The organism is Halorubrum vacuolatum, assembly GCF_900188065.1.
Taxonomy (GTDB): domain Archaea; phylum Halobacteriota; class Halobacteria; order Halobacteriales; family Haloferacaceae; genus Halorubrum; species Halorubrum vacuolatum.
This window is the reverse complement of record NZ_FZNQ01000030.1, coordinates 1-22,380: the sequence shown is the minus strand read 5'-3', so window position 1 is coordinate 22,380 and position 22,380 is coordinate 1. Positions and strand designations below refer to the sequence as shown.

The following is a 22,380-nucleotide window of genomic DNA, read 5'->3' as shown; positions in this document are numbered from 1 at the left end:
TCTCATCCAAATAGCCGCTGAGGCGGGCGTTTTCGGGCATAAGTCACTTTGAAAACGCACCGCCTCACCTTTCAATCCTTATCTGAACACCGCCCCGAGGAGGTGAGGGAAGCCCGCGCACTCGTGCGCGGGCGACAGACATTGGTTGAGAACCGCACCAAATACGCCAACAAAGTCCACGGATTACTCTCCGATCACGGAATTACCGAGGACGTGAAACCGCTGAGCGTGGAGGGACGAGAGTTCCTGCGGGAACTCTCGATCCCGACGCCGTGGGATGAGTTGCTTGACTCGTATCTCGACCTGATCGAGTCGCTCACCGAAGAGATTCAGAAGCTAGAGGAGACAATTGAAGAACGCGCTGGGTCTCTGAAGGAGACCCAGCTGCTGATGAGTATTCCCGGCGTGAGTTACTTTACGGCGCTGACGATCTACGCGGAGGTTGGCGACATCCGTCGGTTTGATCGGGACAAAGAGGTCGTCAGTTACGTCGGACTGAACCCGGTGATCCGCGAGTCTGGCGACTCGCGGATCGAGGGAAGCATATCGAAGCGTGGATCAGGCCGTGACAGATGGCTGCTCGTCCAAGCTGCCAATACTGCCGTTCACACGTGTAATGACGAGTATCTGAGCCGGTTTTACGACCGGCTAGCAAGTCGGAAGAACTCACAGAAAGCAATCGTGGCAACAGCTCGGAAGATGCTGGTATCGATCTACCACATGCTTGATCGCGGAGAGGTCTACGATCCACCGGGGGTGAGTGCGTAGACGAGGGAGCTGAGGGCCGCCGGCTCGGCGGCCCTCAGTGGCCGGCCGAGGCCAGCGTGAGCCACAGCTATCGCCAGACAGCGACCGCACCGCAAAACACGTTTCGACCGCCTACCGGCTGTATCACCGCAGATCCTCCGACGGCGTAATCATTTTATCGTCAGCCGTGGATTGTTCGGCCAGCAGCGTTTCCATAGGTGAATACAGAGCGCGAATGTTACACGAGTAAATCGTTTGACTGAGACTGATACGACTGTTCAGTACGACACACATTTCCACCGCTCGTGCCTGCAGGGACTCCTATAGAGAATAGTCTATTGAATTATATTATGACTCGACGTTTCCGATGCTCTTTACTTCTCGGTAATCACCATCCCATGAATTAAATCCGACTTGGAATTTGTATGGTGAATTTGACTCATCCCAAATAGCGATCTCTGCGTCCGGTTCCTGGTTCTCTCCGGTACTAACATTAAAAATCAGAATCTCATCAACGGAAGATTTCGAAGTAACCTCAACGTTTTTGATTTTATTAATATCACCACCCACATTAATTTCGGCAGAGTCACCTTCTTCCAGTGATTCCGCACGTTCGATGAGTTCATTTGACATACGCATTACTCAGCTTTGAACGTTGAAGTAGGATCGTGACGTAGGCGGTAGCAAACACGGATGATGCCGATTACGGACTTCTTGTCGTGCACGCGTGTATTCGACGAGTTCGAGTCGCTGTCACCCGCACAACGTCAGCACGCGAAAACCTACGCCACAGGTCTTGTTGCGGCCAGCAACAAGACCGTGGCAGGCATCGCACGCGAAGTCCTTCCAGCTGGAGACAAACGCGCTCTCAACAAGTTCCTCACCGAGTACGACTGGGACGAACAGCAATTTAATCACGAACGACTCGAAGAGCTTCAGAAACACGGTGAAACGCGCTGGTCACAGGATGGCTACATCATCCTTGACGACACGATCACCGAGAAAGCCGGGGACGAAGTCCCCGGTGTCGGTCGGTTCTACGATCACGCCGAAGGCGACACTGTCTGGGGCCAAGACCTCATCTACGCCTTCTACGCCGACGACAAAACTGCGTACCCACTCACTTTCCGCCTCTACAAAAACAGGACGAAGATGATCAAAACCACGACACCAAGTACGATCTCGCCCGTGAGATCGTCACCGAACTCGAAGACGAGGTAGGTGTCCCGGCGGACACCTACCTCTTCGACTCGTGGTTCGCTCACGATTCTGCCCTCGTCGAACACATCGAATCCTACGGCAACGACTGGATCGGCCCGCTCCGGAGCAACCGACAGGTAACCTACGCCGGCGAAGAGATCAGCGTCGATGCGCTGGCAGAGCGCATCGACACCGTCGAGCGTGATGTTGAGGACGAAACCTACCACATCTGGACGAAGAAGCTTCCCGTCTCCCAACTGGGAGACGTGAAGCTGGTCATCGCCGAGAAAGAAACTGACGAAGACGAAGAGAACCCGGTCAAATACCTCGCCACGAACAAGATCGACGCACCGACCGAACACGTGATCCGCTCCTACGGGATGCGGTGGCGCATCGAGACGTTCTTCGAGGACTCGAAGCAGGATCTCGGCTTGGGAGACTGCGAGATGCAGACTGACGAAGGTGCCAGTCGGCACTGGCACCTTCTCATGGCTGCCTACAGTCTCGTTCGTCTTGATCCCGAATCGAGCGCCTTGAGGACGGTTCGCTCGAAAGCGTCATCGCTTCGAGCGAACCTTGAGCATTCCCTGAAGGAAGCCGTTTACAACCTGCTCTCGTGGGTTCGAGACAGCGATGATCGTGGCGTCGATGACCTCATGGAAGAGATCGATCACCTCTTCGTTCACTCAACAGCCGACGCTAACGTTCAAAGCTGAGCAAGGAAATCATTTTATCCAGCAAGAGGCACTGGAGATTGACCCGCCACTGGTAGACTGTCCACATTGTGGGGATGAACACGAATGGAGTCCGGACCAAGGGATGGGTGGGGCATTTGGACAGGGATGGGTCTCATGTCCAGAATATGGTGAAATACCGGTTGGTGACCCACGGGGAGAGTGACGAATTCCTTCGCTCCATACAGGGCCAGATCAGTAGTATTTCAAAACTCGAATGCGAAAATTGCGATATGTACGATCTGACTGGCTTTCAGCGCGATCTGCTGTACGTAGTTGCCGGACTTGATGACCCCCACGGACTCGCGATCAAAGACGAGCTCGAGGACTACTACGAAAAGGAGATCCATCATGGTCGGCTCTATCCCAACCTCGACACACTCGTTGAGAAGGGACTCATCGAAAAAAGTCAGCGGGACCGACGAACCAACGAGTACAGCACTACTCGCCGGGGCACAAGAGAGATCGAAGCGCGTACTGGATGGGAAGCCCGATATATTGACCACGACGGGTGATCGAACCGCTGCGTTCGAGGACTGTTTGACTCTAGTACTTCACGTCCCTCAAAAGCCGAACCACACTTCGAACTCGACTAAAAACCCGACAGAGGAGCAACGACTGTTTGTTAATGAGAAGAAGTTTGATTATGATAGAGATCGAGTTATGAACTATGAGTAAGACAGAACAGTCAAACAACTCTGAAAAGGAGATTGTCGCCGTCACTAAGCACGGCCAGGCGACCATCCCAAAACGGTTCCGCGAGAAGCTCGGGATCGAAGCGCCTGGGAAGGTGTTGTTCCGGGAAACCGAAGATGGAGAGGTGCTCGTTGAACAGGTCCGCTCACCGAGCGAGATGCGTGGCTTTGCTGCCCGTAGCGAAGCGAGTACGGACAAGCCTGCGTCCGAGATTCTCACAGAGAAACGCGAACAGGACCGGAATGAACGTGACTCGCAGTTCTCAACTGAAGAGTAATGTCGGTTCCTGACCGCGTTGTCTTCGACGCCGAGCCACTGATAGCACACGCCGACGATGAACCAGGCAGCGAGGTTGTAGAAGAGTATCTTGACGCAGTCGCAGTCGAGAACACTGTCGGCTACGCCAGCTACGTGAATCTCGCTGAGATCCGGTATACAATCGCCCGGAAGTACGACCGCGATACAGCCGACGAGTATTGCGACTGGCTGACCGATCTCGGTATCAAAACGGTAGATGTCGGCGATACTTGGACGGACGCCTCGGAGTATACGCTCAGGTATAATCCTGCGCTTGGCGACTCGTTTGCGCTGGCAACAGCTGAACACGTCGACGCAACGCTCCTAGTTGGCGGTGACGACGATTATGACGACGTCTCTGATATCCCGGTCGAACGGTTCCGCGACGGTTCCGCGTAGGCACCCGTTCGAAGATCTGACTTGTCTGTGACCTACAGCCCCACACCTCACCCATGACCCAGACAATCCACGTTCAGATCAAGTCCACCGGCCGTAGTGACCTTGAAGAGCGTCTCGAAGCGATCGACGCCGGGATCGATCCGGAGCGTGTAATGGGATAGACCGTCAGAAAGTAGACGACGCCCTCAACGTGACTGAACTCTCTGAGGACGACGTATACGAGATCGGAGGGTCCGAGTACGTCCGTAAGGCCGAGGTGGACGAAGCACGCAAGGAGACACGCCTCCAAGGACTCAAAGACCAGCTTGCGGCCGCCGAAGGTGACGAACCTGAGGAACTGCGCAGGGAGATCGAGGAACTCGAAGACCGGATCGAGGAACTCACGGAGTTCAGATCGGGCTCACAGTTCCACACCCAGGCTGGTGGTGAACCATGACTGAGCGAGACGAAGAGCGAGAAGAGCGCATCAAGATGGAGATTATTGTCGATGCCTACACCCAAGACGAGCAGGCGATGGGGTGGCACATCTATCTGGAGGAGACGATGGACGTTCCCTTCGAGGCACGCTGTATCGAAGAGCAGGAAGTATCACCGCTGGATGAAGGGGAGACGGTTCGTGTGGTCGGCAAACCGTCATCGGAGCCGTCGCTCCGCCAGCAGTTCGTGACCATCGAGTGGATGAACCGGGAGTTCGGTGTCCCACTGAGCCAACTGGAGCCGGTTGAAGCCAGTGACGACACTGAGCAGGCCGTTTCGGACTGGCACTACTGGCTCGACCGATAACGTCACCAGCGTCGATGCAAAATAACTCCACAAACATGGCGACCTACCGTTTCCGCGTCAAGTACGAGCACGACCCCCGGTCGCTGTGGCGGGACATCATCGTCGGGGCAGACCAAACCCTGGACGAGTTCCAGTCGGTGCTCAACAGCGCGATGGGACTGAACCAGGATCATCTCTGGTTCTTCGGAACTGACCAGGACTACTGGGACAGTGACGTCCAGTACAAGCGCCTTGGAGAGATCGAACAATCCCCAGACGGAATGTTGCGCGGTGGCGAGGTGTATGACGCGGGCGAGACGACAGTCGGTCAGATGGCCCGTCAGTTGGACTTGGACGAACGCGATCGGATCTGCTATCTCTTCGACTACGGTGACGAATGGCGCTTCTATGCCATCCTCAAGGAGATCAATGAGGGCGGAACCAGCGATACAGAGCCGGAAGTCGTGAAAGAGAAAGGCGAGCCTGTCGAGCAGTATCCGCCACCCAGCGAAGGCTGGTAGTCATCCTGAGGAATATCTGGGGCGAAGCGGCCCCGGTCAGTGTCGGTGATCAGGGGCGTGTCCGTCGATGGCGTGCGCCTCTGCCAACTCCACCACATCGTAGACGTGAATCCCTGATTTGAACCAGAGAACGCGGTCACTCGCTCCCCCAAAGTCGTCCGCTGAGCACTCTAACCGCTCCGAGACTGCGACAAGCAAGTGGTCGAGATCGGCCCCCCGAATTTTCGCCAGCTTCTCGTTGAGGTATTCGGGTGTCCAGAAGCCCACGATTTCGAAGATCGCTCGTCGTCCGTCCGGATGTTCGATCGCGAAGTCGGGGATCATGACTTCGGCACCGAGATCGAAGACATCGTCTTCTCGGACAAGTTCCCACTCCGTATTCGCCCGCTCCCACTTGTTGGCGAGCGTCCGCTCGACGTCGCTATCGAAGCGGTTGCCAGCGCTGTAATGGGAATCGAGGCCCTCGGTATGGTCGAGCATGAACTGACGTGTCTCGCCGGTCGTCTTGTCGACGAGAATCGTCGCGGTCATCTCCCACCGATCACAGAGGGGCAACGCCGGCAGGAAGTTCGCCATGCGAATCCCGTACTTCTGCGATTGGGAGAACAGCGACGCGGGCCCGTCCAGCACGGCCTCGTAGCCGGCGGCCTGGTCGGTACTCGGGACGCGTTCACCGTCGGCGTCGATCGGATAGATCCGGTGCATCAATCCGAACAGCTTCACGTAGCTGAACACCGTCCCGAAGTGGTCCCAGACGCGAATCCGCATTTCCGTGGCATCGTAGAGGACGGCTTGGGCCAGCGCGAGATTGTACCGGGTCAACAACCAGTCCACGGTGAGATCCGTGTGTTCGTACTCCGCGTCGCTGCTGCCGGTCAGGTTGGTCGTCGACGTCGATGCATCATCATCACTGGCGTACTGGTCGGCCGTCCGCGTCCCGATTCGGACGAGTCGCTTGTTGTCCTCAAGATCGGCGTACATCCCGCGATAACACTCTTCGAGCGACAGTCCGAGGTCGTCGGCGACCCCGCTGTACACCTCCAGTTTCTGTGTGTCCTCGCCGAGGGTGGGCTGGCGGACGATCGGATAGCGCTCGTTAGCTTTCTCGAAGAGTTGCTGGCGAATCTCGTGCGGTTCGACGGAAGCGACGACCTCGAATTCGGACTCGTCTTTCAGGAGTTTCGCCAGCCCTTGGACGATCTTGTAGTCGGTATCTGCGACGGTCAGCTCGTCAATCGCATTCTCGAGGTCGCCTTTCGGCTCGCCAAGGTGGTTCTCAAACAGCTGGATGAGTTCCCGGGCTGTCTCTCGGTAGCGCTCCGCGTCGGGATCAATGAACAGCGGGGTGACCGTCTCGTCGGTCGTGCGCGAGCGTGCGAGGTCAGCCGTCAGCACTGGCACTCACCCCCTCTCGACGGCGCTGGGAGACGTAGGTCTCAATCGTATCCTCGGTGATGATTTCGTAGAGGCGGGCGGGCTGGCGGTCGTCCGTGGGCCGCAGGATGCGGCCGAGCCGCTGGGCATATTGACGTTTCGAGGCGCTCCCGGAAAGGATGATCCCGACGTTTGCCGCCGGGACATCGATGCCTTCGTCGAGGACCTGGGAAGTCACAAGCATCGAGTAGTCGCCCGTGCGGAACCGTTCGAGGATCTCGGTGCGTTCGTCGGTTTTCGTCTGGTGGGTGATACAAGGGACGATGAACTCCTGGGAGATGTCGTAGGCGAAGTCGTTGTTGGCGGTGAAGATGATCGCGCGGTCGTCGTGATGGCGCTTGATGAGGTTGTCGAGCGTGTCGAGCTTCTTCTCCGCTGTTCGAGCGATCCGTTCGGCCCGTTGCTTGGCGATGAGTGCCCGCCGACCCTGCGGGTCGTAGGATGTGCGTTTGAGAAACTCCGCGTAGCCCTCTTCTTTCCAGAGGTTGAACTCGTGGCTGTCGACGTAGTCACGATAGATCTGGTACTCCTCGGCGTACGTCTCGCGCTCGTCGGCGGCCCCCTCGGCGAACCGGTCGAGTTCGCGGGCAGCGTTCCGGCGGTAGTTCCCGCCCTCGCCGCCGCGACCCTTCCCCTTGTCCTGAAGATAGCGGTCGAAGGAACTCCGCAACGGCAGTGCTGCGGGCTCTTGGCCAGTAGTGTCGTCGATCATGCGGAGTCAAAACCCTCCGAATTGTCCAAGTAGGAGATCGTGACCGTCGTAACCTGGTCGGTGAACTCGTCGGTGACCGAGCCCTGCCGGCCGACGACGTGGAGGTCGTCTTTCAGTGTGGCCAGCGTCCAAGGGAGGACGTAGCTCTGCTGACCCGGTTCACCGCGAACCCACGCTTCGCTCGGCACGGAGAAGCTGCCGGCGTGGTGGGATTGCGTCGTGAACGCGTCTCTGAGGGGCGCAAGAAACCGACGGATATCGATTTTCGGTGTGTGACCTCTGTATGAAATAGCACTCATGTTGCAAGTAGGTCATGCAGAGAAATAGCCTCGCTGTTTAACCGCAGAAGTACAGTCACGTCCGAGGCCGAAAGGAAGACGTCTGGATCGGGGATATTGAACACGTCCAGATCCAGACACTTTTCCGTGGTTAATTCGGCGATTCAATTCTACTGATTACGCCGGTTGGGAAGTACCGAGACAGCACCTTGTTCAAAACAGGGCCGTGGCTTGAGAATCGCCTCATGCTGTTCGATCTCGCCTACTTCAAGTACCGCCGGTTTGCGCTGATCGACGAGAACGATGGTTACTTCCTGAGTCGGCTAAAGCAGAACGCGAATCCGCCGATTACGGGGGAGTTACGGGAATGGCGCGGCCGTGCCATTCCCTTAGAGGGCAAGCAGCTCCGAGCTGTTCTTGATGATCTTGATCGGAAATACATCGATGTGGAGGTCGAAGTCGAATTCAAACGGGGCCCGTACAATGGGACACAGTCGGTGGATACGAAGCGATTTCGCGTCGTCGGCGTCCGCAACGAGGACGCCGACGACTACCACCTGTACATGACGAATTTAGCGAGAAAAGAGTTCTTTCCGGCGGATTTAGCGGAGATCTACCGCTGTCGGTGGGAAGTTGAGTTGCTGTTTCGGGAGCTGAAGACGCAGTACGAACTGGACGAGTTCGACACGAGTGACGAACACGTGGTGAGGATCTTATTGTACGCAGCGCTGCTTTCGCTGCTTGTAAGCCGCGATCTGTTGGATCTAGTCACTGAGCAGGCGGATGATGAGCTTGTGTTTCCGACAGAGCGCTGGGCGGCGACCTTCCGGTCGCACGCCCAGCTCATTCTCCACGAACTCGGTGAGTTCCTCGGCTACTCACCACCGCCGCTGCTCGACCGGCTGATCGAAGACGCTCAAAAGATCCACAAGCAACGACCAATCTTACAAGAGACGCTCGCTACCGCTATACAACCGAGGTGTGAGGCTCAACTAAAGACTGATGCGTGTAGGCAGCATTATTTTTTCTACAACGCCGCCCGCGGGAACTACTATGCTGCTTCTATTATACTCGGTACTGGCAGAGATAAAGATCGTTCGTTTGTAAACACAATCTGGCCATATGATCAACCTCCGAAAACGTACCTTGTAGTCACTACCCGTCCTATCAGTGTCGAACTGTCTGAACGCAGGTTCAGAAACCTTTTTGGATACAAGATAAACCAAGATCCACTTTCAGGTCAAAAATCTCGCTATCTAATTTCCCCTGCGAGTAATCATCAGAATGAATTTGAGCGGAATATCAGTTCTTACGAAGAATTTTTTAAATCTATCCGCTCCAGCCGTGACCTTGACTTCGATTGGGTAGAGCGAAAAAGTCAGCTCATGCAGGAAATTGCCCGAACTTGGAGATAGCTAATTAAAGTCCCATGAGTGTCTGCTAGACTCGCGCTGTATTCACCTATAACGCTGCTGGCCAAATAATCCACGGCTGACGATAAAATGATTACGCCGTCTAGGGATCTGCTGTTGTCACAGCCGGCAGGCGGTCGAAACGTGTGCTGCGGCGTGGTCGCTGTCTGGCGATAGCTACAGACATTAGTGGTTCCGACTGGCCACTCAGGGCCGCCGGCCGAACGGGCCTGAGTTCCCTCGTCGCAATAACGACACAGTCACCGTCGCTGCCGGGGGGACGATCTCGTGACTCGGGACTTCTAGCCCGAGAGGCTGTCGATCTCCTCAAGAGCCTCAGTGGCGACATCGCCGAGCTCACCCGCCTCAATATGTGAGTATCGCTCTCGAACCATCTCCTCCGAGTTATCGAGATACCGAGCTGCAACTGTGTATCCGAACGCGCGAACGAGAACCTCACCCATCCCTCGGCGACCGCCGTGAGGGGCCAAGTAATTGTGTTTCGGATGATCGATATCGATCTCCGCAGCTTCTGAGAGCCGTTGGAGAATCGACCGTGCGCCGTCCGTCGTGATCGACGGCGGGCAAATATCCGCATCGAGCGCCAGCAACAGGTCCCGAGGGTACTCGCTGCGCCGCTCAGCAATTGCCTCTGGGGGTTCCCCTCGGTCAGCCAACTCCTCTTGAACGAGTCCTGCAAGCGTCCGCTGGTCGAACGTAGGAAACACCGGCCAGCGCTCTGTCGGCGGGTCCATCAGTTGGCGGTAGCTCCGCAGTGGCGAGATCACCGGATCTGGGAGACTGGCAGCGTCCCACTGCTGTTTCTTCCGGTAGACATCCATACTCCCATCGTCGAGGGAGAGGTCCTCCCAGCGGACGCCGCGCCGGCGCGGGTCGTTTGGATCTCGGAGGAGTTCTCCGACGCGGACCGCCGTGTACGCCAAGACGAACACCAGAGCCCGATCGCGAGCTGCTTTCATCGCCGTGTACCGCGCTCGCTGTGTGTCGAGGGGGTCAGTATCATCGGGAAGTGTCGTGTATGCCTCGACAGCGTCTCGGGCCTGTTCGTCGACGTGGCGAGTGAGGGCGTGACGTTGCTCAGACGTCCACGCCTGTTGGTCACCGGGCTTGCGGCCGTCGTCCTCGGGCAACGGCGCCATCGCACTCGCCCGCTGGGCGTAATGCGCTTCGAGATAGCCCTCGTTGACACACCAGCCACACCAAGCAGAGATATAGCGGTAATAGGTTTGGACAGTGTTCTGCTTGAGTCCCCGGTCGCCGGCGAGATGCCGGGCGTACTCCCGGAAGACCCATTCGTCGAGGTCCTCGAAGGTCGGTCCGCGGTCGACCTCGACAGGTACGATCCCGCTCCAGTCGTCGCTGCCGCGGTCGCCGGCGGCCCACTCGGCGAATCGTTTGAGTTCGCGGGCTGCGTTGCGTCGGTAGTTCCCACCATCGCCTCCGCGACCTTTCCCCTTATCCTGAAGGTAGCGCTCGAAAGACTCCGTGAGAGATGTCAGTGGCGTCCGTTCCGTCGATGAATTCCGGTCCATAGTCATGTGGAGTAAGGAACGTAGTCAGTCGCACAGACAGACGCCGCCTTCCCGGGTCTGGCTCACTGCGAACTGATGGACAGCGCTGGCGAGGTCAGTCATTGCTTCCGCCTGTTCTTCGGTTGGACGCACGCCGCCGTAATAACTCTCCGTCCGGTTCTCGCTGTAGAGGTCCCTCATCGCCTCTGCAGTCTCCTGCTCAAACAGCCCGATTTGGTGGGCACGCTCGTAGCTGAACTGGTGGTCCTGAAAGTCCTGAAGCGTATCGTTCGTCATCGCGAGCGCGTACGCCTCGATCGACCGTTCGATCGCGCCGAAACAGACCTCGATGACGGCCGTGTAGTACCCATCCTGTGACTGAAGCGTGTCAACGACCTCGAGGAGGCGGCACGCTTTCGTCAGCTGTGTCTTCCAGTCTTCGTCGGCACTAATCCCGTCCTCGAACGCTGTTCGACCGCGTCCGACCATCTCGAAGGCATCCTGTGCGCGGTCGAGTGCTGTGAGCACAGCGGTCGGAGCCGAGCCGTTACTCATCGGTGGCCCCTTTCTCCAAAAGGAGGTTTTCAACGGTTTCGAAGTCACTCGTCTTGTAGACCGGAATGCCTGACACGACGATCTCTCGGATGTCTTCGGTGTACGCCAGGATCGCCTGGACGGCCTCGACATCGATATCGTAGGCGTATCGGTCACCATCGAACTCCGTATCTTCGAGGTCACGGGCGATAGCGTTTGCTTCTCGTTGGCTTTCGGCCCGTCCAGACCGGGTGAGCACCCAGAGATCGATATCGCTCCGGCGGTCAGCTTCGCCCCTAGCTACACTCCCATAGAGGATGATTCCGACGAGGTCATTGATACTCTCACGGAGCTCCGTAACCGCGGCTTTGACTGGTTGGTGATACGCTGGTTGGGGAATCCGGAGGATCGGATCCTCTGGAATAGATAGGCGCTGTCTGTTGATTTGGACGAGTCGCTGGTTGCTTTCGGGCGATTCGACGACCAGATCGTTCGCGCTGAGAACGTTCACTGCCCGCCGGACGGACTGGTGTGAGTGATCGATCTGTGTCGCGAGTTCTCGCAGTGAGAAGTCATTGAATCGGTGGTTTGGTAAAAAGAGAAGGACGTCGCTCGTCGCCTTGTGTTTGAATAAATTCGGGTCTAAAGGGGGTATTGAAAGAGAAATAGCTGCTCCAGACGAATTTGTACTATCCGTCTCACGGCTCATATGCCGTATCACGGTCCGCTACTATAAAAACATTATACGTGATTCGGAATCAACCTAAATATTCTCCCAACAGCGGATGTGCGGAGAACGAGGTCTGTAACTCCCGGGCCTCACCACGTTCGGACGCTGGGGCTCAAAAGTCCCACTCTCGGATGGCAAGACCCACAATTTCGATTCGCCGTTGGAGCTGTTCTCACTCACGCGCCCCGACCCGGACAGACGCACCAGCCGCACCACGCGGAGATATAGCAGTAATAGGTTTGTACGGTATTCTGCTTGAATCCCCGATTGCCGGCGAGGTGCCGGGCGTATTCGCGGAACACACGTTCGTCGAGGTCCGCGAAGCTGGGCTCCCGGTCGACATCGTCTGGAACGATACTCCAGTTGTCGCTGGCACTATCGCCAGCGGCCCGCTCGGCGAACCGGTTGAGCTCGCGTGCTGCATTGCGTCGATAGTTCCCGCCCTCACCGCCGCGGCCCTTTCCCTTGTCCTGGAGGTACCGCTCGAAGGACCTCGCGAGCGGTGTCGAACCAGCGCGTGTCGGAGAAGTATTCTGATTCATCTGTTTTCCTCACGGGAGCAGGTTGTCGTCTAGGATGTCGCTACAGTCAATTGGGATTCCCTCCCACGCAGCCTTCACGGCGTTGTATCCGGTCCAGCCCTCACGTTCCAACAGTTCGCCACACGCTTCACAGAACTCACGACGCGAAATCAGATCATTATCGTAGAGGATATAGAACAGAAATGGCGGTGCTACCACACGGATATCTTCATCATGGTCGTCGACGGCCCGACGAATCGAACGGCGGCCGGCCGCGTCCATCAAGATGACGTAGTCGACAGTCTCCGGATTCTGAATCACTTCCTGTCGGAGTGATTCCTCACCAGCGTCTGCTCCGTGGGGCCGAGGTACGCTCGTCACCTGCGTAAGCGGCGTCCCATCGTCCTCGAGGGCATCGAGCGCGGCACGGCTTCCGTGATGAAGCCGGTACGGCCGGCTTCCCTCGGGCGCTGTCTCGTGCGTGTTCTCGACGTGCCGATCGAGTTCTTGTTTACAGACGTTCGTCGTCGTGAGACCAACGTGTTCGGTGATCTGGGGCCACAAGGTGCTGTTCGCGACGGCGATCAGCGCGTCGGTATCGGCCAAAATTGGATACCGTGTGGTGCCGCTGGCCATCTAGACGAGGTAGTCGCTGGTGTCGTCCTCGGCAACCTCACGGAACGCATCGATATCTTCCTGGAGCAGATCGAACTCGTCACCGAGGAGTACGCGAGCGGCATCCTCCGAGAGGTTATCCGCCGAATAGCGTTCGTAAATCGCAATCTTGTCCTCGTCCGTCATCGTTCGCCGAAGCATCTGGGTAAGTCCTTCGCGTGCGAGTGCACTGATGTTGATGCCGCCCAGATGGACGGAATCGAGCTCGGTCGCTGCTTCTTTGAGCGGGCCAGCGCGGAATTTGATCGTATCGTCGAGCGATTCCTGACTCATAACAGGAGATACACGGGGCGGTTTGATAAATTGTTCCCCTATGTGTACACACATTGGAACAGACGGAATGATAACGTCTTCACGCTCCCATACGCGAGATCACGACTCCTCAGTGCTTGAATCGGGCTCCAATCCGATGGGATCGACTGCAGTTTCCATCCACACATCGACATCCCTATCGGAGAATCCGCCATCCAATTCGTCGGCTGTGGTGTCGCCGTGAAGACTAGCTAATGTGCCTGAGCTGTTGGTCTCAGCAGGCTCTGCCGTTGGAGCGAGGAAGTCCCATTCGCGGATGGCGAAGCCAACGATCTGTATACGCCGCTGAAGGTGTTCCCACTCACGGGCAATCTCACGGCGACGGTCTTCTTCGTCAGCGTCAAGGGATTCGTCAGCGAGCGTTCCGCGAAGTTGGTTCGGAGACTCAACCCCGAATTCATCCTCCCAGTCGCGGATCTGTGTTTTCATATCGGCGAGACGATCGGTGAATTCCTCGACAGTGTGCCCGCTGTCTCGAAGGCGCACCGCCTCCTGCATCGCCTGACGGCGATAATCAGGGTAGTACGTCGTGTGGGTGCCACTCTCGTCACGATGGAGAATACCGTCCTCGACGAGCCGTTCAAGAACGCGCTTGGTAGGTTCATGCGACCAGTCCGCTTCGGAGGCGATCCAGTTGGCCGTCCGCGGCTCCGATAGCTGCCTGGCGGCCATCCGAACCCGGTCTTCACCCGTGGTCTGGCGTTCCATCAGGCCCTCGGAGACCAATTCATTTTCGGTCATACAACATCGTTCGGGTTTTATCTTATTATAGATTGAGGCTATTAGTTCTATATTGAATCAACTTCTTCGCCATCGCACCGATCTCAGCTGAGGATAGCCAGAGAAATCTCGAACCCGTTCTTGGCGGCTCTACCCTGGGTAAGCGCCGTCGTGAGGCGGTTGCAACATTCGTGCTTCACCGACAGCGTCGGGGTACTTCAAAGTGGTCGTGATTACGGGGATAATCATAACCAGTATGGAATACCGTCTAAAACGCCGATATCGGGGAATAGAGGCTCAATTGAACGGATATCCTATTCTATAAACAGTATGTTGCGATATAAAATTTTTGCGCTTACTCTTTCAGTCTCTTTGCTCAGTAGCATCTGAGGAAGGGAGCTTAGAACCTCAAGTCTAAAGAAACGAAGTCCTGCCGAGATCACGACGACCTACGGCTGACACGGAATTACCTAAATCGAGGAAAAAAGACCCCAAGTTGAGTCAAGAGGTGATGTCAATGGCAGGTAACTCCATGTCTCATCGGATTGGGGATTTGAAAGTTGTCCGCTACTGCCATCCACTCCATCGCGATCGGAATGGGCTGGAATGAGTGGTGAATTGTAGCAACCATGACCTCAAGATGTCGCTGTTATATTCTGTCGTATTGAGCCGAAATCGTGGAGGAAGGTCTCCGAGCTAATTCGATCGGACACGCTCGAGGATGATCTACGAACCCTCACAACCGGAGTGCTTTCCTGTTTTATTAGCCCAATCTCGGCGCCTTACCCGGATTCTGTTTATACATCCAAATATACTATTCATGGTTCGTGTTCAGTAGTCTTGTTCATTCAGTACATTCATTAATTGTGTTCATGAACAATGTTCATTAGAACAATAAAGCAACTCAATTGATGAATGTGTCTGGCGTACTTTCAAGATGAATGCACACCATGAGCGAAGTATGTTGGCGTATTCAACGTATAGCGAGGCTGGCGGGGTCGGAAAAACCACAACTGCAGCCAATCTCGCAGTGGCGCACGCACGTGCGGGATTGAAGCCACTCGTTGTGCCATTAGACCCTCAAGACGGGAACCTGTCACGGTTGTTCGATGTCGATGAACAACGAACGGAGCCGGTAGATAACCTCGTCCGGCATCTGATCCGCCGAGAAAAGGGCGAATTTAGTGACCTCATTCGATCCGTGGAAGGGGTTGATATCGTACCGGAGCACAACATGCTCTCAGATCTCGCGGAGTATCTCCAGCGTGAGAAGGAGCAGGCAGAGGCAATGGGAGAAGCATTTGGAATGCACGCCCAGCTGCTCCGCGTGCTTAGTGACGCCGGCGTTCCCGACGAGTACGATGTTCTCATTTGTGACCCTCCTGCCACTGAGGGACCACATCTCTACAACGCCATTAATGCGACACGCTCGTTGGTCATTCCCATTGAGCCAAGCGCAAAGGGCCGCGCGGCTGTTGAAGGACTCGAGTCACTCGTAGCAGGGCTCGAGGATCAACTCGATGTCGAAGTCGGAGTGCTGGCAGCCGTTCCGATGGGGTACAAAGACACTCGCGATCAGCGGGCAATTCTTGAAGAGATCACGTATTCGACGCCCGAGACGATCGGCGACCGTGCCTCGTTGATGGAAGGCTGCTGGATGAAACAGTGTTCAGCGTTCCGGTACGTTCGCGAATTCCGGGACCGGCACCGTGAATATGAGCTCGAAACACTCGCACAGTTCGACCGTATTGCACGCCACTTAGAAACGGCAGTGGGGATCGAGGCACCGAATCCCCCTGAACCTGGAGATATCGATCACGAGGTGGTCGCAGTATGACGGGGATGAAAGAGGGTGCCGGTGAGAATCCGTTCGCTGATGATGAGTCATCAGAACAGACCACCAGTACGCAATCATCTGCCAGTCCCGCGGAACAAGCTCAACCAGTGCAATCTGAGGATCGCGCAAACGATCGAGAGCAAAGACAGATTCAGATCCCGTATAAATTCCGTCGTGATGGTGTCCAAGACGGTCGCGAACGGGTTCCACTGTTTCTCCAGCCAGAGACAAAACGCGGCGAGCGCGAAGCACAACGCGAACTTGAGGAACGGCTCGATGAGGACGTCTCCATCACGGATCTTCGAGAGGCGCTCATGAAAGCCGGACTTCAGCATCTCGATGAAGTGGAAGGGAATCTCGAAGAGTGGGGATACGGAATGACGTTCACAGATTGATTTCCTTCCACAGCTGAATTCATCGGCTGGCACAGGACGTACAGATGAGATGACTGTTTCCACGACAAAATGGGGTTCTCAGGTGGAAATGTAGTCAATCAACTGGTTCGTCACGTCCTCGATACGCTCGTCGACGAGCGAGGTCAGATAGTGGTCGACGTCCGCAGTACTGGTGAGCGTCGCGAGCGACCACGGGAGAACGTGGCTTCGTTCTCCGAGCGGGTCACCCGCGTAGTCGTTGTCTCGGAGCGTGATCGATTGCTCGTGGTAGGTCTTCGTTGAGATCAGGGCTGTGATGAGCTGTGGACCGTGGTTCGGGAGGTGCGGGGCGCCAAGCACGAGCATCGGGCGTCCCTTCTCTGAGAGCGGATCACTCGCCCAGACGATGTCGCCGCGTTCCAAGTCCTCAAACGTCGTCACTGTACGCGATCCATCTCATCGGTCTGGAGGTCCTCAAGACGCTCCTCACCGTACTGGTCGTCTGCTCTCTCGTGGTGTCGGTGGAGTTCGTAAGCTGATTGGAGCCGCTTTGTGTCGTCCGTGATCGCCCAGTACGGACGCTTGTGCCGGACAAGACCACGTTTCTTCAGTCGCGAGAGAATCGCACTGACAGCGTCCGTCTCTAGATCGAGCCGCGCTGCGATCGTCGCCGCCTTCCACGCCCGATCGTCATGCTCATCGAGAAACCGCACGATCCGCTCGGTGTCGTTCCGCTCCTCGAACTCGTCAGGATCGGCGTTCTCGAACTCGTCGATATCGATGGTCCCGCTCGACATCGGCGAATGTTGGGGCTGTTGGGACATAGATGTTTGGTATGTTTGTTACGGAGATCGAGGAGAAAGCCTCGCCGGACCCCATTCGGTAGGAGAGAAGTTGCCAGCGAGGGCGCGGGACCGGCCCGCTGTCTCGCGTTGGAATCTTCGAGCTTCAGCTTGGGGAGGATGTCAAAAATGATGTATGCATTCAGTATGGAAATCTTACAAATCAAGATTGATCAGTTTATCACGATATGTATGGCTACGAGATGCCCCGGGGCTCGACCCCGGGGCGGTTCACACTACGGATGTGAGAATCAGCAGTGCCGGTCGATCCACCGACACCACTCTTCGAAGTCTTCCGCTCCGGACTGCTCTGCGATATTGCGCAACGTACCGATCCGAATCCGGTCATGTTGTGGGACCGTGACAACGCGAACGTCATCGTCGTTGGTTGGGTGGTCGTACCGCAGTTTGACGTGGCTACCGGTCCGACCAACAATGGTGAATCGGTTTTTCGTGAGCGCCTTGACGACGTCGCGTCCAGAAAAATCGCGTGACGTCATCCGAGTTATTACATGAAGTCAGGGAGACCATCGTGCTCACTACGAGTCAGCACTACCTCATCAGGATCAATGCCGAGTTCTTCGAGCACTTGCTGTTCGTCTTCCTCCGTGTCGATCGACTCGCCGACCTCCCCTTTGTGGAGCGCGACTGCCTCGTCGAGGTTGTCGAGGGCGTCCTGCCGGGTCTCTCCCTGGCTCGCAACACCTGTCGGTTCGTCTCGAGCGACCCACCAGCCGTCGTCCGTCTGTGTGAGTGTGATGGTCCGCCCACTTCGAGGATCGTCGTTCGCGCTCGTTTCAGTACTCATTACCAGCATATTGCCTGAGTAGTGTGATAAGCATTCGGCCGATGAACACGTATTAATAGGGTTATCCCAAATGCCAGGACCATTGAGGCGACATTAACCAACAAATCGCTCTGTATATCTGTACGTTGGTTAAAACACCCCCATTATAACCGGAGCAGGAGCACAGGAAATGTGGCACTCGCGGAAGCTACGGAAAGTGATATTGGCGCCGTAATGGAGCGCTGATATGCACTCGCAACATCTATCGAAGAGTACGATGAGTTGGACGAACTCGTCTAGAGCGACGTTGAAGACGTCTCCCCGGACGGCTTCAAGAATTATCTAGACAAAATTGAACCATTCAAATTTTGAAGTTAGCGGGTTAAACTGGAGATCAGGGTAGATTGAAACATATCCCCGCTCTTGTTGCCGCTGTTATGACGCCCTGTTATCGAGATGTAACCTACCTTGTTTCGTGAGTAACTACACCCCCGACGAGAAGGACTGGATTCTCGGTCGTTGAGAGGGTTTCAAGCGCGTTAGGGCTCGCCGATGTCGCCGACGACGGTACGGGTCTGCTGGCGCATGAACTGCTGGAGGTACCAGGGGCCGCCGGCGAACTTGCCGGTCGTTCCCGAGTACTTCCAGCCGCCGAACGGCTGGGCCTCAACGAGCGCGCCCGTCGTCGCGCTCTGCTCGCGGTTTACGTAGCACATGCCGGCCTCGATCCGGTCGAACCAGGCGTCGACCTCCGCGTCATCCTCAGTGAAGAGTCCGGCACACAGTGCGTAGTCGCTGTCGTTGGACTTGGTGATCGCCTCGTCGAGGTCTGAGACGGGGTGGATGGTGACGAACGGGAGGAAGTGCTCGTCGGTCGCGAGCGCGTGGTCGTGTGAGAGTCCCGTGACGACGGTGGGCTCCACGTAGCGTCCTTCAGGGAGGTCCGAGCGCTCGACGCGGCTTCCGCCACACTCGACCGTCCCGTCGGCGGCAGCCGACTCACAGATCTCGTCGTACCGTTCGATGGCACCCTCGTCGATCAGCGGCGAGACGACGGTCTCCTGCGTTTCGGGCTGGCCGACAGCGAGTGCTTTGGTCTCCTCGATCAGCTGCTCGGTGAACTCCTCAGCGACGTCCTCATGCACGTACACCCGAGACGTTGCGGAGCACTTCTGTCCGCTGAACGAGAACGCGCCGTACTTCACGCCGGAGACGGCCTTCGAGATGTCCGCCTTATCCGAGACGATGACGGGGTTTTTGCCGCCGAGCTCTGCGATGACGGGACCGCGCTTGTCTAGCTCGTCGAACGTCTCCTGGATCTTGAGACCGACCCGGCGAGATCCGGTGAACGCGAAGCCGGTGACGTCCTCGTGTTCCATCATCGGCTGGCCGACATCGCGACCGCCGCCGGTAACCAGGTTCGCGACGCCATCCGGAAGCCCGGCCTCCTGAAGGATGTCGAAGAACGTGTGAGCCACCAGCGGAGTGGTGCTCGCCGGCTTGACCACCGCCGTGTTGCCGGTGATCAGCGCGCCGGTGGTCATCCCGACGAGGATCGCGAACGGGAAATTGAAGGGAGCAACGATGCCGAACACGCCGTATGGCTGGAGGTCGCTCACACAGCGCTGTCCGGGCGTCGGCTCCCGAATGTCGCCGCCGTAGCCGTCGTTTTTCTCGAGTTCGTGACTGTAGTACCGGAGGAAGTCGATCGCCTCGTCGACCTCCGCCATCGCCTCGTTGCGGTTCTTGCCGTTCTCGAACGCCATCATCGCCGCGACCTCATACTTTCGGTCGGCGATGAGGTCGGCCGCATCGCGGAAGATGGCGGTTCGTTCCTCAATCGAGATCGCTTTCCACTCGTCGAACGCCGTGCTCGCCGCCGCGACGGCGGCGTCCACGTTCGTTTCGTCACCGGCAGCGAACTCCCCAACGATTTGGTCGGCATCGCCGGGATTCTTGACGGTGAACGTCTCGTCGGTCTCGACCGCTTCGCCGTTGATCCACAGCGGATGGGTGTCGCCGAGCTCGACGCGAACGTCCTCGACGGCGGCCTCATAGGCCGCGTGGAACTCGTCCATCGTTCCCGCCTCGGTGTGTGCCTGAACCGTGAGTTCGTTCTCGAACTGAGATGGTGCCATTATTTGCCACTCAGTTCAGCCCGAGGTATGAATATGCCGAATGGCCCCATAAGATGGTCGTATCCGAGTCCGGGGTGACGTAGGTTCAGTCGTGAACCTCGGGGTTGAGGGACGATCCCCGTGTCCGTCGGTGTATGCCAGTTGCACGAGTGGGCGACGAGGCGGTCGCCGAGTCGCACGTCTCGACGGACGCCATCGACGGCTCCGCCGAGCTCTCCGGCGACGATAATGCGGCAAAGGGTAACGACCCCTTCGAGGATAAAAAGCGGCTTTCGACGAATCGAAAGTCCGAATGCTCGAACGAATCTTCGAGAACGATGACTGGGGCGTTGAGGATATCGACGTTCGGGAGCAAAATGTGTTACAGCAAATTCAGGAGCGATGGCCTAACGAGTACTAACCCTTAGCTCTCGAATATAACGAACCACTCTCAAGATATAACTGTATAGAACCCATATCTGTCCTCAAGACCATGGATGACTGGACTGAAATGATGACCGCTCGCGACCGGATCGAAGCCGTTGCCCTCACACTCCGTGAGCCGAGGTCGGTCAACTGGATCAAAGAGCAAGCAGCGGTTGGATCCTGGGAAACGACGAAGTCCCAGCTCGAGTATCTCACTGATGCAGGCCAACTTACGACCGTCGAGATAGACAACGATACGCGCTACAAGATCGATCCAATGCGGGCGTACCTCGACCATATCCAAGAGCTTGTCGTCGAGAATACGAAAAACGAGCTTCGAGACGAGCTTGAGGCAATCGCATCGGAGATTGCGACGTGGAAGCGCGAATACGACGTCAATTCCATCCAAGAACTCGAGGCATCACTCGGGGAAGAGCTCACTCCAGAAGAGGTCCGGGACCGACGAAAGGTGATCACCTATTGGGAGGAAAACGAGCACCATCGCCAGCTACTTACCAACGCACTTGGGCTATACGACGATCTTTCAGCACAGGATCACGGTTCAAATTCAAGTTATCCCCGGCACGCCGATTGAGATGGGACGGTTCACTAGCGGTGGAAACCCGTACGACAAGCGACGTGTCTATCAGCGGATTCACCAGCGGCTGAGTACACAGCCGGAATTTTCCGATGTCCAATATCTTCCCTCTCGAAACCGGCCTCGCGAGATTCATGCCGTTGTTGACGTTGAACGGTTTCTTGAGTTCTCGTATCGATCGATAACTGCTCGAATCGAAATTGAATTCATATTCCGTCAAGACTGGAACCACTATTGGATTCAGTGGGTTGAACCAGAACGTGGCTTTTCGTGTGGATGGCATCAGGATAATACTCACATGGAACTAGGCCACTGCCACTTTCAGATCGATTATCCGGATGGCTCAGTAGATCGAAAAGAGGCCACATTTATCGATGCGCATCCGCTATCAGTCGTCGAAACTCGTCTACAAAGCCTACCAGAAAAGCTTGCTGCAATGGCTTCCGAATAGTTGTCAAATAAGAACTGTGTGCTGCATACAGCGCGCGTATCGATCAGAACACCGTTTTGATATTCAAGGACTGAAAGAGTAACATGTCTGAAGACCAGTTCCACTACGAGTCGATTGGTGTTATCCGGACGCCATTCGAATCGCCGGGCGGCATGCCGATTCAGCCGGCCGGAGCGGATAACGTAGAGGGTACCGTTGAAGTAGACGAATCATATGCGGAAGGGTTGCGGGACCTGGACGGGTTTTCTCACTGTATCTTGCTGTATCACTTTCATGCAGGTACTGACATCGCTTCCCTAGAGGTTGAGCCGTTTCTTGATGAAGAACCGAGAGGAGTCTTTGCTACGCGGGCACCGCAACGTCCGAATCAGATTGGCCTTTCCGTTGTCAAGGTTGATTCTGTCACAGGTCACGAACTGATGGTCAGTGGAATTGATGTCGTTGATCGGACGCCGTTGCTGGATATCAAACCGTTCGTTCCCGAGTTCGATGTTCCAGATAATGTAGACACGGGCTGGATCGACGCATCGAAGTCAACGATCCAATCGAAGCAGGCTGATGAACGGTTCCTTTGAGGCACTCAGCCCGGCCACAAAAGCAGGTCATCGCCCAAGGATTTCAACAGAGACGCTTTTTTTGCTCTATTGAAAATGGAAGACAGCAACGCGATCACGCCGTAATGAGTTTAGGAAAACGAGGTCGAGAAGACGGTAATGGGAGTCGCCTTGCTCG

The 22,380-nt window shown here is 56.4% G+C and carries 26 protein-coding genes and 4 pseudogenes; 14 read left to right on the top strand and 16 right to left on the bottom strand.

All coding sequences use genetic code 11. The features are described 5' to 3' along the window. Positions 1–48: 48 nt before the first annotated feature. On the top strand, positions 49–768 hold the full coding sequence (locus CHB65_RS15570; RefSeq protein ID WP_281251575.1) for an IS110 family RNA-guided transposase: 720 nt from the start codon (positions 49–51) through the stop codon (positions 766–768). Between the two features lie 327 nt (positions 769–1,095). Here CHB65_RS15570 and CHB65_RS17085 read toward each other — a convergent pair whose 3' ends face one another. Beyond that, positions 1,096–1,380, bottom strand: coding sequence for a hypothetical protein (locus tag CHB65_RS17085; RefSeq protein ID WP_143420459.1), 285 nt, complete (start codon positions 1,378–1,380; stop codon positions 1,096–1,098). Between the two features lie 60 nt (positions 1,381–1,440). Between CHB65_RS17085 and CHB65_RS15565 the strand changes: the two are divergent. The 7 genes and pseudogenes from CHB65_RS15565 (at position 1,441) to CHB65_RS15530 (ending at position 5,356) form a co-directional block, all read left to right on the top strand. Next, positions 1,441–2,663, top strand: a pseudogene (locus CHB65_RS15565) (IS701 family transposase). A gap of 251 nt (positions 2,664–2,914) precedes the next feature. Continuing rightward, positions 2,915–3,196 (top strand): helix-turn-helix transcriptional regulator, encoded by a 282-nt coding sequence (locus tag CHB65_RS15555; protein ID WP_089385942.1) that lies wholly within the window; start codon positions 2,915–2,917, stop codon positions 3,194–3,196. Between the two features lie 155 nt (positions 3,197–3,351). Continuing rightward, a complete protein-coding gene (locus tag CHB65_RS15550; protein ID WP_089385941.1) occupies positions 3,352–3,654 on the top strand; it encodes an AbrB/MazE/SpoVT family DNA-binding domain-containing protein in 303 nt (100 codons plus the stop codon). Continuing rightward, positions 3,654–4,073 (top strand): PIN domain-containing protein, encoded by a 420-nt coding sequence (locus CHB65_RS15545; RefSeq protein WP_089385940.1) that lies wholly within the window; start codon positions 3,654–3,656, stop codon positions 4,071–4,073. The genes CHB65_RS15550 and CHB65_RS15545 overlap by 1 nt, the downstream gene beginning before the upstream one ends. 190 nt (positions 4,074–4,263) lie before the next feature. Next, the gene (locus CHB65_RS15540) at positions 4,264–4,509 is read left to right on the top strand and encodes a hypothetical protein (protein WP_218818971.1); all 246 of its coding nucleotides are present in this window, start codon (positions 4,264–4,266) and stop codon (positions 4,507–4,509) included. Continuing rightward, entirely contained in the window at positions 4,506–4,856 is a 351-nt protein-coding gene (locus CHB65_RS15535) for a calcium-binding protein (protein ID WP_089385939.1), read from the top strand. Before CHB65_RS15540 ends, CHB65_RS15535 begins: the two co-directional genes overlap by 4 nt. A gap of 35 nt (positions 4,857–4,891) precedes the next feature. Further along, on the top strand, positions 4,892–5,356 hold the full coding sequence (locus tag CHB65_RS15530) for an IS1096 element passenger TnpR family protein (protein WP_089385938.1): 465 nt from the start codon (positions 4,892–4,894) through the stop codon (positions 5,354–5,356). A 36-nt stretch (positions 5,357–5,392) separates the two neighbouring features. Here CHB65_RS15530 and CHB65_RS15525 read toward each other — a convergent pair whose 3' ends face one another. From CHB65_RS15525 to CHB65_RS15515, 3 genes and pseudogenes are all read right to left on the bottom strand, one after another. Next, positions 5,393–6,751, bottom strand: coding sequence for a DUF790 family protein (locus CHB65_RS15525; RefSeq protein WP_089385937.1), 1,359 nt, complete (start codon positions 6,749–6,751; stop codon positions 5,393–5,395). Next, positions 6,738–7,346: pseudogene (locus tag CHB65_RS15520) on the bottom strand (helicase-related protein); the annotation flags it as partial. The gene CHB65_RS15525 and the pseudogene CHB65_RS15520, both read right to left, overlap by 14 nt. A 152-nt stretch (positions 7,347–7,498) precedes the next feature. Continuing rightward, the gene (locus CHB65_RS15515) at positions 7,499–7,801 is read right to left on the bottom strand and encodes a hypothetical protein (protein WP_245810003.1); all 303 of its coding nucleotides are present in this window, start codon (positions 7,799–7,801) and stop codon (positions 7,499–7,501) included. A 170-nt stretch (positions 7,802–7,971) separates the two neighbouring features. Between CHB65_RS15515 and CHB65_RS15510 the strand changes: the two are divergent. Beyond that, positions 7,972–8,769, top strand: a pseudogene (locus tag CHB65_RS15510) (IS4 family transposase); the annotation flags it as partial. A 725-nt stretch (positions 8,770–9,494) separates the two neighbouring features. Here the strand turns inward: CHB65_RS15510 and CHB65_RS15505 are convergent. The 7 genes and pseudogenes from CHB65_RS15505 to CHB65_RS15475 all read right to left on the bottom strand — a co-directional run bounded on the left by CHB65_RS15505 (position 9,495) and on the right by CHB65_RS15475 (position 14,237). Next, positions 9,495–10,745: a tyrosine-type recombinase/integrase gene (locus CHB65_RS15505; protein WP_089385945.1), complete on the bottom strand. Its 1,251-nt coding sequence runs from the start codon at positions 10,743–10,745 to the stop codon at positions 9,495–9,497. A gap of 24 nt (positions 10,746–10,769) precedes the next feature. Then, positions 10,770–11,279, bottom strand: a complete 510-nt coding sequence (locus tag CHB65_RS15500; RefSeq protein WP_179213688.1) for a DNA-binding protein — start codon at positions 11,277–11,279, stop codon at positions 10,770–10,772. Then, positions 11,272–11,967 (bottom strand): nucleotidyltransferase domain-containing protein, encoded by a 696-nt coding sequence (locus tag CHB65_RS15495; protein ID WP_179213687.1) that lies wholly within the window; start codon positions 11,965–11,967, stop codon positions 11,272–11,274. The genes CHB65_RS15500 and CHB65_RS15495 overlap by 8 nt, the downstream gene beginning before the upstream one ends. A 209-nt stretch (positions 11,968–12,176) precedes the next feature. Continuing rightward, positions 12,177–12,530 (bottom strand): annotated as a pseudogene (locus CHB65_RS15490) (site-specific integrase); the annotation flags it as partial. Positions 12,531–12,539: 9 nt separating this feature from the next. Next, complete coding sequence (locus tag CHB65_RS15485) at positions 12,540–13,145, bottom strand: hypothetical protein (protein WP_089385935.1); 606 nt, start codon at positions 13,143–13,145, stop codon at positions 12,540–12,542. Further along, on the bottom strand, positions 13,146–13,457 hold the full coding sequence (locus tag CHB65_RS15480; RefSeq protein ID WP_089385934.1) for a hypothetical protein: 312 nt from the start codon (positions 13,455–13,457) through the stop codon (positions 13,146–13,148). Between the two features lie 99 nt (positions 13,458–13,556). Beyond that, positions 13,557–14,237 (bottom strand): DUF7342 family protein, encoded by a 681-nt coding sequence (locus CHB65_RS15475; RefSeq protein WP_245810002.1) that lies wholly within the window; start codon positions 14,235–14,237, stop codon positions 13,557–13,559. A gap of 940 nt (positions 14,238–15,177) precedes the next feature. On the opposite strand from CHB65_RS15475, the gene CHB65_RS15470 reads away from it, so the two are divergent. Beyond that, positions 15,178–16,053, top strand: coding sequence for a ParA family protein (locus CHB65_RS15470; protein ID WP_089385943.1), 876 nt, complete (start codon positions 15,178–15,180; stop codon positions 16,051–16,053). Further along, positions 16,050–16,448, top strand: coding sequence for a hypothetical protein (locus tag CHB65_RS15465; RefSeq protein ID WP_089385933.1), 399 nt, complete (start codon positions 16,050–16,052; stop codon positions 16,446–16,448). The genes CHB65_RS15470 and CHB65_RS15465 overlap by 4 nt, the downstream gene beginning before the upstream one ends. 78 nt (positions 16,449–16,526) lie before the next feature. Here CHB65_RS15465 and CHB65_RS15460 read toward each other — a convergent pair whose 3' ends face one another. From CHB65_RS15460 to CHB65_RS15440, 5 genes are all read right to left on the bottom strand, one after another. Next, entirely contained in the window at positions 16,527–16,868 is a 342-nt protein-coding gene (locus CHB65_RS15460; RefSeq protein WP_089385932.1) for a type II toxin-antitoxin system PemK/MazF family toxin, read from the bottom strand. Then, a complete protein-coding gene (locus CHB65_RS15455) occupies positions 16,865–17,224 on the bottom strand; it encodes a MarR family transcriptional regulator (protein ID WP_089385931.1) in 360 nt (119 codons plus the stop codon). Before CHB65_RS15455 ends, CHB65_RS15460 begins: the two co-directional genes overlap by 4 nt. Before the next feature lie 296 nt (positions 17,225–17,520). Beyond that, positions 17,521–17,769, bottom strand: coding sequence for a type II toxin-antitoxin system HicA family toxin (locus tag CHB65_RS15450; RefSeq protein WP_089385930.1), 249 nt, complete (start codon positions 17,767–17,769; stop codon positions 17,521–17,523). Positions 17,770–17,777: 8 nt separating this feature from the next. Then, positions 17,778–18,077, bottom strand: a complete 300-nt coding sequence (locus CHB65_RS15445) for a type II toxin-antitoxin system HicB family antitoxin (protein WP_089385929.1) — start codon at positions 18,075–18,077, stop codon at positions 17,778–17,780. Positions 18,078–18,595: 518 nt separating this feature from the next. Beyond that, positions 18,596–20,194, bottom strand: coding sequence for an aldehyde dehydrogenase family protein (locus tag CHB65_RS15440; protein WP_089385928.1), 1,599 nt, complete (start codon positions 20,192–20,194; stop codon positions 18,596–18,598). Positions 20,195–20,343: 149 nt separating this feature from the next. Between CHB65_RS15440 and CHB65_RS15435 the strand changes: the two genes are divergently transcribed. The 3 genes from CHB65_RS15435 to tsaA all read left to right on the top strand — a co-directional run bounded on the left by CHB65_RS15435 (position 20,344) and on the right by tsaA (position 22,223). Next, a complete protein-coding gene (locus CHB65_RS15435; protein WP_089385927.1) occupies positions 20,344–20,601 on the top strand; it encodes a hypothetical protein in 258 nt (85 codons plus the stop codon). Positions 20,602–20,666: 65 nt separating this feature from the next. Further along, positions 20,667–21,194: a DUF7342 family protein gene (locus tag CHB65_RS15430; RefSeq protein ID WP_089385926.1), complete on the top strand. Its 528-nt coding sequence runs from the start codon at positions 20,667–20,669 to the stop codon at positions 21,192–21,194. 537 nt (positions 21,195–21,731) lie between these two features. Next, a complete protein-coding gene (gene tsaA / locus CHB65_RS15425; protein ID WP_089385925.1) occupies positions 21,732–22,223 on the top strand; it encodes a tRNA (N6-threonylcarbamoyladenosine(37)-N6)-methyltransferase TrmO in 492 nt (163 codons plus the stop codon). The last annotated feature ends 157 nt before the right edge of the window (positions 22,224–22,380 follow it).

Bases quoted from the DNA above. Each gene is read 5' to 3' on its own strand.
- CHB65_RS15555 (WP_089385942.1), top strand. From the start codon at position 2,915: ATGTACGATCTGACTGGCTTTCAGCGCGATCTGCTGTACGTAGTTGCC.
- CHB65_RS15465 (WP_089385933.1), top strand. From the start codon at position 16,050: ATGACGGGGATGAAAGAGGGTGCCGGTGAGAATCCGTTCGCTGATGAT.
- CHB65_RS15530 (WP_089385938.1), top strand. From the start codon at position 4,892: ATGGCGACCTACCGTTTCCGCGTCAAGTACGAGCACGACCCCCGGTCG.
- CHB65_RS15535 (WP_089385939.1), top strand. From the start codon at position 4,506: ATGACTGAGCGAGACGAAGAGCGAGAAGAGCGCATCAAGATGGAGATT.
- CHB65_RS15550 (WP_089385941.1), top strand. From the start codon at position 3,352: ATGAGTAAGACAGAACAGTCAAACAACTCTGAAAAGGAGATTGTCGCC.
- CHB65_RS17085 (WP_143420459.1), bottom strand. From the start codon at position 1,380: ATGTCAAATGAACTCATCGAACGTGCGGAATCACTGGAAGAAGGTGAC.
- CHB65_RS15495 (WP_179213687.1), bottom strand. From the start codon at position 11,967: ATGAGCCGTGAGACGGATAGTACAAATTCGTCTGGAGCAGCTATTTCT.
- CHB65_RS15450 (WP_089385930.1), bottom strand. From the start codon at position 17,769: ATGACGTCACGCGATTTTTCTGGACGCGACGTCGTCAAGGCGCTCACG.
- CHB65_RS15545 (WP_089385940.1), top strand. From the start codon at position 3,654: ATGTCGGTTCCTGACCGCGTTGTCTTCGACGCCGAGCCACTGATAGCA.
- CHB65_RS15515 (WP_245810003.1), bottom strand. From the start codon at position 7,801: ATGAGTGCTATTTCATACAGAGGTCACACACCGAAAATCGATATCCGT.
- CHB65_RS15470 (WP_089385943.1), top strand. From the start codon at position 15,178: ATGTTGGCGTATTCAACGTATAGCGAGGCTGGCGGGGTCGGAAAAACC.
- CHB65_RS15445 (WP_089385929.1), bottom strand. From the start codon at position 18,077: ATGAGTACTGAAACGAGCGCGAACGACGATCCTCGAAGTGGGCGGACC.
- CHB65_RS15430 (WP_089385926.1), top strand. From the start codon at position 20,667: ATGGATGACTGGACTGAAATGATGACCGCTCGCGACCGGATCGAAGCC.
- CHB65_RS15500 (WP_179213688.1), bottom strand. From the start codon at position 11,279: ATGAGTAACGGCTCGGCTCCGACCGCTGTGCTCACAGCACTCGACCGC.
- CHB65_RS15505 (WP_089385945.1), bottom strand. From the start codon at position 10,745: ATGGACCGGAATTCATCGACGGAACGGACGCCACTGACATCTCTCACG.
- CHB65_RS15475 (WP_245810002.1), bottom strand. From the start codon at position 14,237: ATGACCGAAAATGAATTGGTCTCCGAGGGCCTGATGGAACGCCAGACC.
- CHB65_RS15485 (WP_089385935.1), bottom strand. From the start codon at position 13,145: ATGGCCAGCGGCACCACACGGTATCCAATTTTGGCCGATACCGACGCG.
- tsaA (WP_089385925.1), top strand. From the start codon at position 21,732: ATGTCTGAAGACCAGTTCCACTACGAGTCGATTGGTGTTATCCGGACG.
- CHB65_RS15480 (WP_089385934.1), bottom strand. From the start codon at position 13,457: ATGAGTCAGGAATCGCTCGACGATACGATCAAATTCCGCGCTGGCCCG.
- CHB65_RS15455 (WP_089385931.1), bottom strand. From the start codon at position 17,224: ATGTCGAGCGGGACCATCGATATCGACGAGTTCGAGAACGCCGATCCT.
- CHB65_RS15440 (WP_089385928.1), bottom strand. From the start codon at position 20,194: ATGGCACCATCTCAGTTCGAGAACGAACTCACGGTTCAGGCACACACC.